The sequence below is a fragment of the Variovorax sp. 01T432 genome, from assembly GCF_056398605.1.
This window is the reverse complement of the sequence record NZ_JBFTPS010000026.1, coordinates 14,461-28,026: the sequence shown is the minus strand read 5'-3', so window position 1 is coordinate 28,026 and position 13,566 is coordinate 14,461. Positions and strand designations below refer to the sequence as shown.

Genomic DNA, 13,566 nt, shown 5'->3' with positions numbered 1-13,566 from the left:
GCGACGCCAGGGCCAGCGGAGCGCGGTCCCGGCGCGACATGTTCAAGGGTTCCCCTCGGGGTCAAGATAGCGCCCGGCGATGCTGCCGGGCAGGTAGAGGCGGCGCGACAGATAGTCGTCGAGGCGCTTTCGGTCCGGGCTGCGCAGCTTGATCAATGGTGGCACCGCACCGCACACGAGTGAGAACAACAGCCGGATCTTCAGGGGTGTCCGGCGCCAGGCTCCAAGCACGTGGAAGTAGTACGGGCCATCCTCCGCCCGACCCAGATGCAGCCGGTAGCGCCCGCCACTCAGCAGAAGGCGTTGCAGGGCGAGATGCATCACGAGGTAGGCGGGCATGTCGATGTTCTGGCGCAACTTCGCAAAGAGGCCCAGCGCCTCCAGTTGTGCCACGTAGTCTTCGCCGCTGCGGGTGATGACCTCGTTCGTGAACTCGCGCTGCAAGTCAGCAATGAAGGGGCTGCCAGGCGGTGCGGCCAGGAACCAGTTTTCCACCACCGGCCGCGAGGCATCCGTTGTGTAGAGCGAAAGGTAGTAGCCGATGAAGTCGCTCTGCGCCTCCTCCTGGAGCGCTATCACCCAGTCGAGCGGCCGCGTGAGGATGCTGCTGGCATCGAGCCATATGCCCCCGTACCGCAGCAGCAGTTCGAGGCGGATCCAATCCGCGCGCCTCTGGGGTGATTGAAGCGCGAGGCCGGCGGGCAGTTCAGGGATGTACGCGTGCAGCGTGCTGTCGTCGAGCACCCGGATGCTGAAGTCCGGGTGCAGCGCACGCCAGCGCGCAATGCAGCGCCGCACCACCAACGGTGGCGTGGTGCCGCTCCAGTAGCTCCAGATGACGGGCGGAATGGCTGTCGGATTGCGGCCGGCGTCGCCGAAGACGTACGGGACGAACTCATGCGCCGGCGCGGTCTCCAGTTGCCGGCGCCGCAATGCGTAGAAGGCACGCAACCAGCGGGCGAGTTGCAATTCACCACGGTGCCTGAAGCCGCGCCAGCGCGAGTCCTTCATTACCGCCACGGCCGGAAGGCGCGGTGGAAGCGCAAGTACCGCAGCCACCAGCCGCGCAACAGATAGGCCCGCTCGAGTTGCCACGGCGAGAGCGGGGACAGTTCCCGGAAGTCCTGCCGCAGCCGCTCGGCGAGAGCGGCTGAATCGGCATTGCCCCGCGTACGCAGAAATCGCATGGCGCCGATCAGGTTGCGCGCGCCCTGGTGCGCCATGGCCAGGCGCACGCTCGCATCCTCCCGGCAACCCTCCCCGGACGCGCGCAATGCCTGCGCCAGCCCGCCGAGCGCGCGCGACTGGTCGAGGCATTTCTGCTCGCTCATCGTGGCCAGTATGCTGCCGCCGCGCTGGCGGTAGGCAACCCAGGGATACGGGGCGTAATAGAAACTCCGCGCCCGCAGCGCGAGCAGCGGCATCGTGGCCATATCCTCGAAGTACTGCCCTGGTGGAAAGCGCAGGTCGTTCGCCCACAAGGCCCGCAGGCCGATCTTCGACCAAGCGTGGAGCTCGCCCGTTCGCAGCATGCCGGCGACGATCGCGCACCGATCCCGCACAAGCCTGCCGGCCGGGCCGTCGAAGGTCCGGCGGTGCAGTTCGCCGCGCAGCCGATGCTTGAGCCGCGTGTGTTCGCGCCAAGCGCGGAAATCGCAGAGCACGAGATCAGGCGCATGGCCACGGACGATCCGCCGCAGTGCAGGTATCGCATCGGGGAGCAGCTTGTCGTCGGAGTCCAGGAACCACAGATAGGTGCCGGAGGCCTCATCGATCAGCGTGTTGCGGGCCGCACTGAGGCCACCGTTTCTTGCGTGCCGCAGGACGCGCAACCGGCCATTCGAGCGCGCCGCCAGCGTGTGCAGTCGCGCCAGCGAATCATCGGTGGAGCAGTCATCCAGGGCGAGGACCTCCACGCCTTCATCGATCTGCTGCATCACGGAATCGATGCACTCCTGCAAGAAATCGGCGACGTTGTAGACCGGGATCAGGACGCTGAGCCACGGTGCGTCGCTCAGGCCTGCCCCATCGATTGGCTCGGTCACGGACTCGCCGTGGTGCCGGGGAGAACGCCAGGCAGTGCGTTGCGATCGTTTTCGCTTTCCACGCCGCGCAGCGCGGCCCAGAGGATCGTGATCATGAACAGATAGAACATGATCCCGCTGTTGTGCGCAAAGAAAACCTGCGTCAGGCCGAAGCCGATGTAGAGCACGGGCACGGCAAGCCCCGACAGGCGCAGCGCCAGCAATTGCGCACGAACCTGCGCGTCCGCATACGCGGCAATGCGTGCGCGGGTGGGCCAGAACAGCCAGATCGGGACGAAGTAGAAGGCGAGCAGCGCCATCAGCCCCACCACGCCGCTCTTCACGAGGACATCCAGCACTTCGTTGTGGACGTACTTGTATTCGAGGATGGAAGGCTGATACTTGCCAGCCGCGACGCGGGCGGCCTTCTGGGCCATGTACTCTCCCATGCCCCAGCCCAGGAGCGGACGCTCCCTCACCATGTCCCACCCAAAGCGCCAGTGCTCGAAGCGCTGCCCCACCGAGCTCTCGGCATCGTGCTTCGCGTCATAGACCTGGACTTCCGCCTCCATGAGGTGCAGGCGCTCCGCGACGATCTTGTAGTTCAACGCACCCACCAGCGCCAACAGCGCGGCCAACCCGAATACGGTCTTCGCGAGCGCCTGGCGCTTGATCCCGTACATCAGCAGCAGGCCCAGCGGCATCGAGACGAGCAGCGCCAGCCACCCGCCGCGCGACTGCGAGAGAACCGAGGCATTCAGCGCGCTGAGAACCGCCACGATGGCGAGCAGCTTGCCCGGCCAGCGGAAACGCTTGCGAAGGCAGATCGCCTGCAACAGCATCATCACGGACATCAGAAGCGCCAGGTTCCCCCACTGGATGGCATTGGTGTGCTTGGTGGGGAAGCCGGACGCCCGGGGTGCGCCTTCCACATGGATCTGCCACATCGCGACGGCGCCCGCGCCGATGCAGCCCACGACGAGGCCCCAGTAGATGGCCCGCGGCCGCGGCGGATAGGCCGTGAGGTAGAGCAGGCATGCGGCGGCCACGAGGAACTTGACAGGCCGATCCCACCTGCCTGAACTCTCCTGCGGGTCGGCCAATGCGACCCACAGGACGCTCATTGCGAGCATTGAAGCCACCAGCAGCCAGGTGCCGTTGTCGTGCGGCACGCGCGGCCACTTGTACACCGAGACCAGCGCGGCGATGAACAGCAGCGCTGCGCCATACGAATAGCCGGATTGAAGCACCAGTGCGACCGCAGGAAGGAGAAACGCAGCCAAGGTGCTCACGCGCGGCAAGTCCAGAATATTCTTGGATAGAACGTGAGAATTCATTGAGGGCCAGACGCCGTAGCGCAAAACGACGATGGTATCGCCAGCACAAGGTCGGCTGGCTGACCAATATGTTACGTTGCCGCGAGTTATGCCGGCACGGCTGGCCGGCTTGCCTCAATCGCGCGAAACAAGGCTTCGTAGTGCCCGTGCATGTGGGAAAGGTCGAACTCGCGCTCCGCCTGTTGCCGAGCCGCTCGCCCCAGCGCTTCGGCCCGTTCGGGATGTTCCATCAGATCGGCGATCGCGGCGGCCAAGGCATGCTCATCGCCTTCGGGCACCAGCAGGCCGGTGCGACCGTGCGAGAGCACCTCGCGCACGCCGATCACATCGCTGCCGATGCACGCGCAGCCGGCGGCCATGGCCTCCAGCAGCGCCAGCGGCATTCCTTCGTAGTGTGTGGACAGCACGAAGATCCGCTGCCGCGCCAGCAGCCCGGGGATGTCCGGAACCTGACCCAGGAAATGCACCTGTTCCGCCAGTCCGAGTTGACGCGCCAGCGCGCCGATCGACTTTCTCAGGCGCTGCTTACCGCCGCCCGCCAGCGAGAGCTGCGGCACCAGCCCGCGCTCACGCAGCAGCGCGACGGCGCGCACCAGCGTCGCATGGTCCTTCTGGCGGCCGAAGCGCGAGGTCATCACGATGGCGTTTTCGCGCTCATGCCACGCGTGCGGGGGAACGGCCGGAAAGCGCGCGAGATCGATGCCATTGGGAATGGCGATGCAGGTCTCCGCCGGGAAGCCGAGCGCAAGCAGATGGTCTCGAACGCCGAGCGACACGCCGACAGTGGCCGCCGTGCGCCGGGCCAGCCAGAGCGCCTGCGCGAGCCGCCAGCGGGTGTAGCGCTCGCGGGAGTTGTGTTCGACATGCACCAGATGCGGCACGCCCGCCAGCAGGCCGGCATAGCGCCCCCACAAGTGCTCGCTGAAACCGTGGGCCACCAGGATGTCCGGCCGCCATTCCCGCGCCAGGGCACTCAGCATCCAGATCGTCGCCGCATGCGACCAGCCCGGCACCACGCGCACATCCAGGCCCTCGTCGCGCAGGCCTTGGACTCGCGCGGGATCGGTGCTCGGCTTGCGGCGCAGGACGAGCAGCACTTCGATGTCCTGGGTGCGCCGCGCGGCACGGCACAGGTCGACGGCCACCTGCGTGGCACCGGAAAAGCCTCCGGTGACGAAGTGCATCACCCGCACGATCACTCCGGCAATGGCCGCGAATGCCGGCCAGCGGCAGGGAGAGTCAATGGCTGTGCCCGACAGCTTCGCCGGCCTTGAGCCGATACACGGTGCCGCAATACGGGCACTTGGCTTCGCCGAGGCGCGCCACGTCGAGATAGACCTTCGGGTGCGAGCTCCACAGCTTCATGTCGGCCTTGGGATTCGGGCAGAACACACCGCCTTGATGGTTGAGGTCGGTCGCGAGCAGTTCGATCACGGAGTTGGTGGACATGGCGATCAGACCTTCGTGAGCCAGTGGGCGTACTTGGGATTGCGGCCATTCACGATGTCGAAGAAGGCGCTCTGGATCTTCTCGGTGACGGGCCCGCGCGATCCGATGCCGATCTCCACGCGGTCGAGTTCGCGGATGGGCGTGACCTCGGCCGCGGTGCCGGTGAAGAAGGCTTCGTCGGCGATGTAGATCTCGTCGCGCGTGATGCGCTTCTGAACCAGCTCGATGCCGAGATCCTTGCAGATGTGCAGGATGGTGTTGCGCGTGATGCCGTTGAGGGCACCTGCGGAGAGGTCGGGCGTGTAGACAACGCCACCCTTCACGACAAACACATTCTCGCCCGCGCCCTCGGAGACGAAACCGCTCGCATCGAGCAGCAGGGCCTCGTCATAGCCGTCGTCCAGCGCCTCCATGTTGGCCAGGATCGAATTGCTGTAGTTGCTCACGGCCTTGGCCTGCGTCATCGTGATGTTGACATGGTGGCGCGTGTAGCTGGAGGTCTTCACGCGGATACCGCGCTTCATGCCTTCGTCGCCGAGGTAGGCGCCCCAGGCCCATGCGGCCACCATGGCATGAATCCTGTTGCCCTTGGGGCTCACGCCCAACTTCTCGGAGCCGATCCACACCAGCGGGCGCAGGTAGCAGCTTTCGAGCTTGTTCTCGCGCACGACCTGCTTCTGTGCCTCGTTGAGCTGCTCGGGCGAGAACGGGATCTTCATGCGCAGGATCTTGGCGCTGTTGAAGAGTCGCTCGGTGTGGTCGGCCAGGCGGAAGATCGCGGTGCCGTTGGCCGTGTTGTAGGCGCGCACGCCCTCGAAGACGCCGCAACCGTAATGCAGCGTGTGGCTCAGCACGTGGATCTTGGCGTCGCGCCAGTCCACGAGTTCACCGTCCATCCAGATCTTGCCGTCACGGTCGTCCAATGCGGGGGGCAGCGCGCTCATGTTCTTTGTCCTTGGGGAGGGGTATGTCGCAAAAGCTTTCGATTTTACGGCGGCGACCGCCGGCGGCCCACCGACAATGCACGGCTTTGCCAACCAGCCAGAAAAGGGTTTCAGTGTCCGTATTCAAGAACGTCATCGTCTATCGCATCGAAGCTTCGTGGTCGCAGTCGCTGGACCAGGTCGAGCAAGGCCTCGACAAGCTGCGTTTCGTCCCCTGCTCGCCCTCGCAGGAAAAGGCAGCCGGCTGGGTGGAACCTCGCGGCCAGGAGCACGGCCCGCTGGTCGAATCGATCACCGGCCAATGGCTGCTCGAATTCATGGTGGAAACCAAGACCCTGCCGGCCTCCGTGGTGCGGCGCAAGGTCGAGGAGCGCGCCGCGCAGATCGAGGCCGCGACCGGCCGCAAGCCCGGCAAGAAGGAAAAGAAGGAGCTCAAGGAAGATGTGACGCACGAACTCCTGCCGCTGGCCTTCACGCGCCATGCGCGCATCGCCGTCTGGATCGACCAGGCGGCGCGCCGGCTCGTCGTCAATGCAAGCAACGTGGCGCGCGCCGACGAAGTGGTCACCAGCCTCGTGAAGGCGCTCGATGGTTTCGCCGTGGCCCAGATCAACACGCAGATCGAGCCGGCCGTCGCCATGTCGGGCTGGCTGTCGAGCCAGGAGCCGCCGGCGGGCTTCACGATCGACCGCGAATGCGAACTCAAGGCCACGGACGAATCGAAGGCCGTGGTGCGCTACGCCAAGCATCCGCTCGACATCGAGGAGGTGCGCCAGCATATCGCCGACGGCAAGCGCCCGACCCGCCTGGCCATGACCTGGGACGACCGGGTGTCCTTCGAGCTGACCGAGGGCATGCAGATCCGCAAGATCGTGTTCCTGGAAGGCACGCTCGACGACGCGCCGGCCTCGGGCAAGGAAGACAACTTCGATGCCGATGCCGCGATCGCGACCGGCGAGCTCGGCCAGCTGGTTCCCGAGCTGCTCGAAGCGCTGGGCGGCGAGATGCAGCTGGGCACCGCGCTCGCCAGTGCGGCGCCTGCGACCACACCAGACGCGGCCGAAGCGCTGGCCGACGCGTCGGCGCCGTTCTAGACCGGTGGCCGCAGCGCGTCGGCTGAACCGGGCCTGACGGCGTCGGCGCTCGGCGCGTCGGCCACTGCCGGCTCCTGCTCCGAGGACGCGTCCGGCCGCACCAGCGTCCATTCGGTCAGCTTGCCGTTCACGAATGTGGCATCGACCCAGGAACCGCCGCCGTCGGTCCAGCGGTAGAGCTCGGGCTGCTGCTCCTTCGGCGAACGCAGCTCGCCCAGCGCGCGCGTCAACGCGACTACATGCAGGAGGGTTGCCTTGGGCTTGAGCTTGGCGTTGAGCATCACGGCGCTCGCGACGGTGCCGATCGGCCGGTCGGCGGCGCGCTTGAGCACCTGCAGCGCACGGTTGAAATGCATCAGCAGGAACATGACGATGGCGCCCCCGACGAGCGCGACGCCAGCCCAGCCGTAGGAGCGGTAAGCCACGCCGAGCATGACGAGGCCGGCGAGCGGAACCAGAAATTTTCCGTAATTCATGGCGTGGATTGTCGCCGCGTCAGAACGGCCGTCACTGCGAGAGCTGCCGCACGATGTCCAGCGCCTCCTCGATACGCTCCACCGGGTGGATCGTCAGGCCTTCGATTTCCTTCGTGCCCTTGCGAGGCGCGTTGGCCTTCGGGACGATCGCCACGCTGAAGCCCAGCTTGGCGGCTTCGCGCAGGCGCTCCTGGCCGCGCGGCGCGGGCCGCACCTCGCCGGCCAGGCCGACTTCGCCGAAGGCGATGAAACCCTTGGGCAGGGGCTTGCCGCGCAGGCTGGAGGTGATGGCGAGCATCACGGCCAGGTCGGCGGCGGGCTCGCTGATCCGCACCCCGCCCACGGCATTCACGAACACGTCCTGGTCCATGCAGGCCACGCCGGCGTGCCGGTGCAGCACCGCGAGCAGCATGGCGAGACGATCGCGGTCCAGGCCGACGGACAGGCGCCGTGGGCTTGGCCCCCCGTTGTCGACCAGCGCCTGGATCTCCACCAGCATCGGCCGCGTGCCCTCCAGCGTGACCAGCACCACGCTGCCGGGCACCGGCTCCGCATGCTGGCTGAGGAAGATGGCGCTCGGGTTGGCGACGCCCTTGAGGCCGCGCTCGGTCATCGCGAACACGCCGATCTCGTTGACGGCGCCGAAGCGATTCTTGATGGCGCGCACCAGGCGGAAGCTCGAATGCGTGTCGCCTTCGAAATACAGCACCGTATCGACCATGTGCTCCAGCACGCGCGGTCCGGCCAGGGCACCCTCCTTCGTGACATGCCCGACCAGCACGATGGCCGTGCCGCTCGCCTTGGCGAATCGGGTGAGGTGCGCCGCGCATTCGCGCACCTGCGCCACCGAGCCGGGCGCGGACGTGAGCTGGTCGGAATAAACCGTCTGGATCGAGTCGATCACCGCGATGGCCGGCCGGGTGGCATCCAGCGTCGCCAGGATCTTCTCGAGCTGGATCTCGGCCAGCACCTGCACCTGCGAGTGGTCGAGCCCCAGCCGCCGCGAGCGCAGCGCTACCTGGGCGCCGCTCTCCTCGCCGGTCACGTAGATCGCATTCCGGCCGGCGCGCTGCAGGGCGTCGACCGCCTGCAGCAGCAGCGTCGATTTGCCGATGCCGGGGTCGCCCCCGATCAGGGTGACACCGCCGTCCACGATGCCGCCGCCCAGCACGCGGTCGAGCTCGTCGAGACCGGTCGGCGTGCGCGCGATGTCCGTCGCCTCGATCTCCGACAGCGTGGCGAGCTCGGCCGACCCCGCCAGCGCCGCGAATTTCGAGTCGAAGCGGTTGTTGCCGCCGCCCGCCGGCGCCGCGACCTGCTCGATCAGCGTATTCCAGGCACCGCAACTCGGGCATTTGCCGAGCCACTTGGGACTGGTGCCGCCGCATTCGCTGCAAACGAAGAGTGTTTTTTCCTTGGCCATGGCTCGAGTGTAGGCAGCCGCGCCAGCGGGCTTGCGCGGGGACGCCGCGCGACGCACCCCATGCCCATGCAAGGGTTATCCCGGGGAAGGGGTGCAAGGCGTTCATTTAATATATTAAATAAATAGTCCATCCCAGCGCCAATCCGCACGCATGAGCACGACATTCACCCATCGCAATCTGCCTCGACTGCTGCTGCAGGCGCGGGAATCCGTCATGGCGCACACCCGGCCCAGCCTGCGCGAGCATGCCTTGTCCGACCAGCAATGGCGCGTGTTGCGCGTGCTCGGCGAACACGGCGCGGTCGAGACCGGACGTGTTGCCCGTGAGGCCTTCATCCTGGGGCCGAGCCTGACCGGCGTGCTCTCGCGCATGGAGCGCGACGGGCTGATCCAGCGCAGCCGCGATCCCGACGACCATCGCAGCACGGTCGTCGAAGCCACCCCGCAAGGCCGCAAGCTCGTGAAGCGGCTGTCCTCCACGATCGAGAAGCACTATGAGTGGATGGAGGAGGCGCTCGGCAAGGCCAAGCTCGCCCAGCTCTATTCGCTGCTCGACGAACTGATCGCACTGGAACAAACATGAGCTTCCTGCCAGCCGGAACCGTCTACGGCGTGCTTCTGAATTTCCGCGACGAGTTCGAGGCGCTCGCGCCGCAGATGCACAAGCCGCCCTACAACGCGCCGCCCGTCGCGCCGGTGCTCTATATCAAGACCGCCAATACCTGGAGCCCGCACGGCAGCGACATCGTGGTACCGCGGCTCGTGCCCGAGATCGAGGTCGGCGCCACCATCGCGATGGTGATCGGCGCCGAGAACGACGTCGAAGGCTTCGTGCTGATGAACGACCTCTCGATTCCCCACGCCAGCTTCTTCCGACCGCCCGTCAAGTTCAAGTGTCTCGACGGCTTTCTCGGCATCGGCGCGGCGATGAGCGACGCGCAGGAAGTGGGCGATCCGGCGGCGTTCAAGCTGCAGGTCCACATCAATGGCCAACTGCGCCAGTCGCTCGACTTCTCGCAGCTGGTGCGCAGCGCCTCGCAGTTGCTCGCCGACGTCGGCACCTTCATGACGCTCGGACACGGCGACGTGCTGATGCTGGGCTGCGGCGCCGGCCGCCCGCTTGCGAAAGCCGGCGACCGCATCGAGATCAGCGCCGACGGGTTCGAGATGCTGGTGAACACGCTGGTGGGAGAAGAATCTTGAAGCACGCACGCATCCTCTTCGAAGGCGCCGCGCACGACGCCACCGAGCGCGACGGCCGACTGCAGCTGGCCGACGGCCGCCTCATCGCCTTCGACGCCGTCTCCTGGCTGCCGCCTTTCGCGCCCACGCCGCGGCCGCGCACGATCCTTGCCCTCGGCCTCAACTACGCCGACCATGCGAAGGAACTGGCCTTCAAGGCGCCCGAGGAGCCGCTGGTCTTCGTCAAGGGCGAGAGCACGCTCACCGGCCACCGGCAGATCACGAACCGTCCGGCCGGGGTGCGCTTCATGCACTACGAATGCGAACTCGTCCTCGTGGTCGGCAGGCAGGCGAAGAAGGTCCGGCGCGACGACGCCTACGACTTCATCGGCGGCTACACCGTGGCCAACGACTACGCCATCCGCGACTACCTGGAGAACTGGTACCGCCCCAACCTGCGCGTGAAGAACCGCGACACGTGCACGCCCATCGGCCCGTGGCTCGTCGACGCGAAGGACGTTGCCGACCCGATGGCGCTCGACCTGCGAACCACCGTCAACGGCAAGCTCACGCAGTCGGGCAACACGAGGGACATGATCTTCGATGCGCCCTTCCTGATCGAGTATTTCTCCAGCTTCATGACGCTGTCGCCCGGCGACCTGATCCTCACGGGCACGCCCGACGGCGTCGTCGACTGCCAGCCCGGCGACGTGGTCGTCACGGAGATCGAGCGCATCGGGGCGCTCGTCAACACCATTCAAGGACAACCATGAGAGTCGACCATCTGATCAACGGCAAGCCGGTGGCCGGCCGCGATTATTTCCAGACCGTCAACCCGGCCACGCAGGAGGTGCTGGCCGAGGTCGCCGCCGGCGGCGAGGCGGAAGTCAACGCTGCCGTCGCCGCCGCCAAGGAAGCCTTTCCCAAGTGGGCCGCCATGCCCGCGCCGCAGCGCGCCAGGTTGATGCGCAAGCTCGGGGATCTCATCGCGGCCCATGTGCCGGAAATCGCCCGAACCGAAACCGACGACTGCGGCCAGGTCATCGCGCAGACCGGCAAGCAGCTCGTGCCGCGTGCGGCCGACAACTTCCACTACTTCGCCGAGATGTGCACGCGCGTCGACGGCCACACCTACCCCACCGAGACGCACCTCAACTACACGCTCTTCCATCCGGTGGGCGTGTGCGCGCTGATCTCGCCGTGGAACGTGCCCTTCATGACGGCGACGTGGAAGGTCGCGCCCTGCCTCGCCTTCGGGAACACGGCGGTGCTCAAGATGAGCGAGCTCTCGCCGCTGTCGGCCGCGCGGCTGGGCGAACTCGCGCTCGAAGCCGGCATCCCCCCGGGCGTGCTGAACCTCGTGCACGGCTACGGCAAGGACGCGGGCGAGCCGCTGGTGGCGCACCCCGACGTGCGCGCCATCTCGTTCACGGGCTCCACAGCCACGGGCAACCGCATCGTCAAGAGCGCCGGGCTGAAGAAGTTCAGCATGGAACTCGGCGGCAAGAGCCCCTTCGTGATCTTCGACGACGCCGACCTCAATCGCGCCCTCGACGCGGCCGTCTTCATGATCTTCAGCAACAACGGCGAGCGCTGCACCGCCGGCTCGCGCATCCTGGTCCAGCAGTCGATCTATGCCGATTTCGTTGCCAGATTCGTGGAGCGCGCCAGGCGCATCACGGTGGGCGACCCGCTGGACGAAAAGACCATCGTCGGCCCGATGATCTCGCAGGCGCATCTCGCCAAGGTGCGCAGCTACATCGAGCTCGGGCCCAGGGAAGGCGCGACGCTCCTGTGCGGCGGCCTCGAGGCGCCGAAGCTGCCGGAGCGCGTGAAGAAGGGCAACTTCGTCGCGCCCACGGTTTTCGCCGACGTCGACAACCGCATGAAGATCGCGCAGGACGAGATCTTCGGCCCGGTCGCCTGCCTCATCCCCTTCAAGGACGAGGCCGATGCGATCCGGATCGCCAACGACATCCCGTACGGCCTTTCGAGCTACGTGTGGACCGAGAACGTCGGCCGCGCGCACCGCGTCGCCGCCGCGGTGGAGGCCGGCATGTGCTTCGTCAACAGCCAGAACGTCCGGGACCTGCGCCAGCCCTTCGGCGGCACCAAGGCCTCCGGCACCGGCCGCGAGGGCGGCACCTGGAGCTACGAGGTCTTCTGCGAACCCAAGAATGTGGCCGTGTCGCTGGGCTCTCATCACATCCCCCATTGGGGTGTCTGAGGAGGCCGCCGATGAGCCTCTACGCCATGCAGAAATTCCTGTTCGCGCTCAACCGCGAGCCGCAGGTGCAGAAGCACTATGCCGAAGGCGGCGCCGCGCGCGCCGCGCTGCTCGACGGCTACGAGCTGACGGCCGAGGAGCGCGAGGCCATCGACACCGGCGACATCGGCAAGCTCTATGTGCTGGGCTGCAACGGCCAGTTGCTGATGCATTTCGCGCCGCTCCTGGGCATGCCGTGGGCCGACTACATCGCCGCCATGCGCGAGGGCGTTCGCAGGTACGGGCCCGTGCGCGCGGGCATCTATGCGATGACCACAAGCCAGCAAGAAAGAGTCGCCGGAATATGAGGCACACACCCAGGTTTTGCGCACTTCGTGTCGCTTCGCCCTCCCCGTTGCAGGGGGCAACACCGGCGGCCTGGCGGAGCCGGTTCCTCGGTGTTCACGAGCTCACCCCCAGGCTTTGCGCACTTCGTGTCGCTTCGCCTTCCCCCTTGCAGGGGGCAACACCGGCGGCCCGGCGGAGCCGGTTCCTCGGTGTTTCCGCCAGGGTCGGGGGTGGGAAGGAAGGGGCATCCTCATGAGCCTCGTGTTCGCGGGCGTGTGCAGTCACGCGCCCGGCATCACCGGCCGCGCGCATCTGGCCGACCCCGCCGTCAAGGACGAATTCCACGCGCAGTTCCATCGCCTCGGCGAGGCCCTGCGCGCTGCCAGGCCCGACGCCGTGATCGTGGTCGCCGCCGAGCACTTCGCCAACTTCTTCATGAACAACATGCCAGCCTACGCGATCGGCATGGCCGACAGCTACGAGGGTCCCATCGAGGACCCGAAGTGGCTCGGCATCGAGAAGACGAAGATCCCCGGCGACGCCGCGCTCTCGCTGCGCCTGATCCGCGAGGTGATGCAGACCGTCGACGTGGCCTACGCCGAGGAATGGAAGTTCGACCACGGGATCATCGTGCCGCTGCACTTCCTCACGCCCGCGTTCGACACGAAGATCATTCCGGTCAACATCAATTGCCAGGGCCCGCCGCTCACCCCCCTTCATCGCGCCTGGGCCTTCGGCGAGGCGCTGCGCCGCGCCTGCGACAAGGCGCCCGAGCGCATCGCGATCATCGGCACCGGCGGCATATCGCACTGGCCGGCAACACCGGATTCCGGCAAGGTCAACGAAGCCTGGGATCGCGACTTCATGCAGCGCTGGTGCGCCAACGATCGCGAGGCGCTGCTGTCGACGGCCACCTACAACGACGAAGCCATCTACCGCGAAGCCGGCCAGGGCGGCTTCGAAATCCGCACCTTCATCACCGTGGCCGCGGCCGCGCGCGGCAAGGGCGAGATCTTCCACATGAAAGCCATTCCGATCTTCGCGGTGACCTGCACGGCCGCCACGATGTCGGTCGGATGAAGC

15 protein-coding genes are annotated in these 13,566 nt (G+C 66.7%); 7 read left to right on the top strand and 8 right to left on the bottom strand.

Annotation, left to right across the window (positions count from 1 at the left end):
* Nucleotides 1–42 precede the first annotated feature (42 nt).
* The 6 genes from AC1DNF_RS19820 to AC1DNF_RS19795 form a co-directional block, all read right to left on the bottom strand.
* Entirely contained in the window at nucleotides 43–1,011 is a 969-nt protein-coding gene (locus AC1DNF_RS19820; protein WP_478150322.1) for a glycosyltransferase family 32 protein, read from the bottom strand.
* Complete coding sequence (locus tag AC1DNF_RS19815) at nucleotides 1,011–2,045, bottom strand: glycosyltransferase family 2 protein (RefSeq protein ID WP_478150321.1); 1,035 nt, start codon at nucleotides 2,043–2,045, stop codon at nucleotides 1,011–1,013. Before AC1DNF_RS19815 ends, AC1DNF_RS19820 begins: the two co-directional genes overlap by 1 nt.
* Nucleotides 2,042–3,316, bottom strand: a complete 1,275-nt coding sequence (locus AC1DNF_RS19810) for an O-antigen ligase family protein (RefSeq protein WP_478150320.1) — start codon at nucleotides 3,314–3,316, stop codon at nucleotides 2,042–2,044. The genes AC1DNF_RS19815 and AC1DNF_RS19810 overlap by 4 nt, the downstream gene beginning before the upstream one ends.
* Before the next feature lie 131 nt (nucleotides 3,317–3,447).
* Nucleotides 3,448–4,554, bottom strand: coding sequence for a glycosyltransferase (locus AC1DNF_RS19805; protein ID WP_478150319.1), 1,107 nt, complete (start codon nucleotides 4,552–4,554; stop codon nucleotides 3,448–3,450).
* 46 nt (nucleotides 4,555–4,600) lie between these two features.
* Entirely contained in the window at nucleotides 4,601–4,810 is a 210-nt protein-coding gene (locus AC1DNF_RS19800) for a zinc-finger domain-containing protein (protein WP_478150318.1), read from the bottom strand.
* A 5-nt stretch (nucleotides 4,811–4,815) separates the two neighbouring features.
* A complete protein-coding gene (locus tag AC1DNF_RS19795) occupies nucleotides 4,816–5,754 on the bottom strand; it encodes a branched-chain amino acid transaminase (protein ID WP_478150317.1) in 939 nt (312 codons plus the stop codon).
* A 113-nt stretch (nucleotides 5,755–5,867) separates the two neighbouring features.
* Between AC1DNF_RS19795 and AC1DNF_RS19790 the strand changes: the two genes are divergently transcribed.
* The gene (locus tag AC1DNF_RS19790) at nucleotides 5,868–6,848 is read left to right on the top strand and encodes a recombination-associated protein RdgC (protein WP_478150316.1); all 981 of its coding nucleotides are present in this window, start codon (nucleotides 5,868–5,870) and stop codon (nucleotides 6,846–6,848) included.
* On the opposite strand, the gene AC1DNF_RS19785 is transcribed toward AC1DNF_RS19790, so the two are convergent.
* Complete coding sequence (locus AC1DNF_RS19785; RefSeq protein WP_478150384.1) at nucleotides 6,845–7,333, bottom strand: glycerate kinase; 489 nt, start codon at nucleotides 7,331–7,333, stop codon at nucleotides 6,845–6,847. The two genes, AC1DNF_RS19790 and AC1DNF_RS19785, sit on opposite strands and share 4 nt — an antisense overlap.
* 22 nt (nucleotides 7,334–7,355) lie before the next feature.
* Nucleotides 7,356–8,747 carry a DNA repair protein RadA gene (radA, locus tag AC1DNF_RS19780; RefSeq protein WP_478150315.1) on the bottom strand — a complete coding sequence of 464 codons (1,392 nt, stop codon included), beginning with the start codon at nucleotides 8,745–8,747 and terminating at the stop codon, nucleotides 7,356–7,358.
* A gap of 151 nt (nucleotides 8,748–8,898) precedes the next feature.
* On the opposite strand from radA, the gene hpaR reads away from it, so the two are divergent.
* The 6 genes from hpaR (at nucleotide 8,899) to AC1DNF_RS19750 (ending at nucleotide 13,563) form a co-directional block, all read left to right on the top strand.
* Nucleotides 8,899–9,330: a homoprotocatechuate degradation operon regulator HpaR gene (hpaR, locus tag AC1DNF_RS19775; RefSeq protein ID WP_478150314.1), complete on the top strand. Its 432-nt coding sequence runs from the start codon at nucleotides 8,899–8,901 to the stop codon at nucleotides 9,328–9,330.
* Nucleotides 9,327–9,950 carry a fumarylacetoacetate hydrolase family protein gene (locus tag AC1DNF_RS19770; RefSeq protein ID WP_478150313.1) on the top strand — a complete coding sequence of 208 codons (624 nt, stop codon included), beginning with the start codon at nucleotides 9,327–9,329 and terminating at the stop codon, nucleotides 9,948–9,950. Before hpaR ends, AC1DNF_RS19770 begins: the two co-directional genes overlap by 4 nt.
* Nucleotides 9,947–10,702 (top strand): fumarylacetoacetate hydrolase family protein, encoded by a 756-nt coding sequence (locus AC1DNF_RS19765; protein WP_478150312.1) that lies wholly within the window; start codon nucleotides 9,947–9,949, stop codon nucleotides 10,700–10,702. Before AC1DNF_RS19770 ends, AC1DNF_RS19765 begins: the two co-directional genes overlap by 4 nt.
* On the top strand, nucleotides 10,699–12,156 hold the full coding sequence (gene hpaE, locus AC1DNF_RS19760) for a 5-carboxymethyl-2-hydroxymuconate semialdehyde dehydrogenase (protein ID WP_478150311.1): 1,458 nt from the start codon (nucleotides 10,699–10,701) through the stop codon (nucleotides 12,154–12,156). Before AC1DNF_RS19765 ends, hpaE begins: the two co-directional genes overlap by 4 nt.
* Nucleotides 12,157–12,167: 11 nt before the next feature.
* Nucleotides 12,168–12,503: an aromatic ring-opening dioxygenase subunit LigA gene (locus AC1DNF_RS19755; RefSeq protein ID WP_478150310.1), complete on the top strand. Its 336-nt coding sequence runs from the start codon at nucleotides 12,168–12,170 to the stop codon at nucleotides 12,501–12,503.
* Between the two features lie 232 nt (nucleotides 12,504–12,735).
* On the top strand, nucleotides 12,736–13,563 hold the full coding sequence (locus AC1DNF_RS19750; protein ID WP_478150309.1) for a DODA-type extradiol aromatic ring-opening family dioxygenase: 828 nt from the start codon (nucleotides 12,736–12,738) through the stop codon (nucleotides 13,561–13,563).
* The last annotated feature ends 3 nt before the right edge of the window (nucleotides 13,564–13,566 follow it).

Coding starts and splice junctions, on each gene's coding strand:
- AC1DNF_RS19770 (WP_478150313.1), top strand. CDS start 9,327: ATGAGCTTCCTGCCAGCCGGAACCGTCTACGGCGTGCTTCTGAATTTC.
- radA (WP_478150315.1), bottom strand. CDS start 8,747: ATGGCCAAGGAAAAAACACTCTTCGTTTGCAGCGAATGCGGCGGCACC.
- AC1DNF_RS19800 (WP_478150318.1), bottom strand. CDS start 4,810: ATGTCCACCAACTCCGTGATCGAACTGCTCGCGACCGACCTCAACCAT.
- AC1DNF_RS19820 (WP_478150322.1), bottom strand. CDS start 1,011: ATGAAGGACTCGCGCTGGCGCGGCTTCAGGCACCGTGGTGAATTGCAA.
- AC1DNF_RS19755 (WP_478150310.1), top strand. CDS start 12,168: ATGAGCCTCTACGCCATGCAGAAATTCCTGTTCGCGCTCAACCGCGAG.
- AC1DNF_RS19750 (WP_478150309.1), top strand. CDS start 12,736: ATGAGCCTCGTGTTCGCGGGCGTGTGCAGTCACGCGCCCGGCATCACC.
- AC1DNF_RS19795 (WP_478150317.1), bottom strand. CDS start 5,754: ATGAGCGCGCTGCCCCCCGCATTGGACGACCGTGACGGCAAGATCTGG.
- hpaE (WP_478150311.1), top strand. CDS start 10,699: ATGAGAGTCGACCATCTGATCAACGGCAAGCCGGTGGCCGGCCGCGAT.
- hpaR (WP_478150314.1), top strand. CDS start 8,899: ATGAGCACGACATTCACCCATCGCAATCTGCCTCGACTGCTGCTGCAG.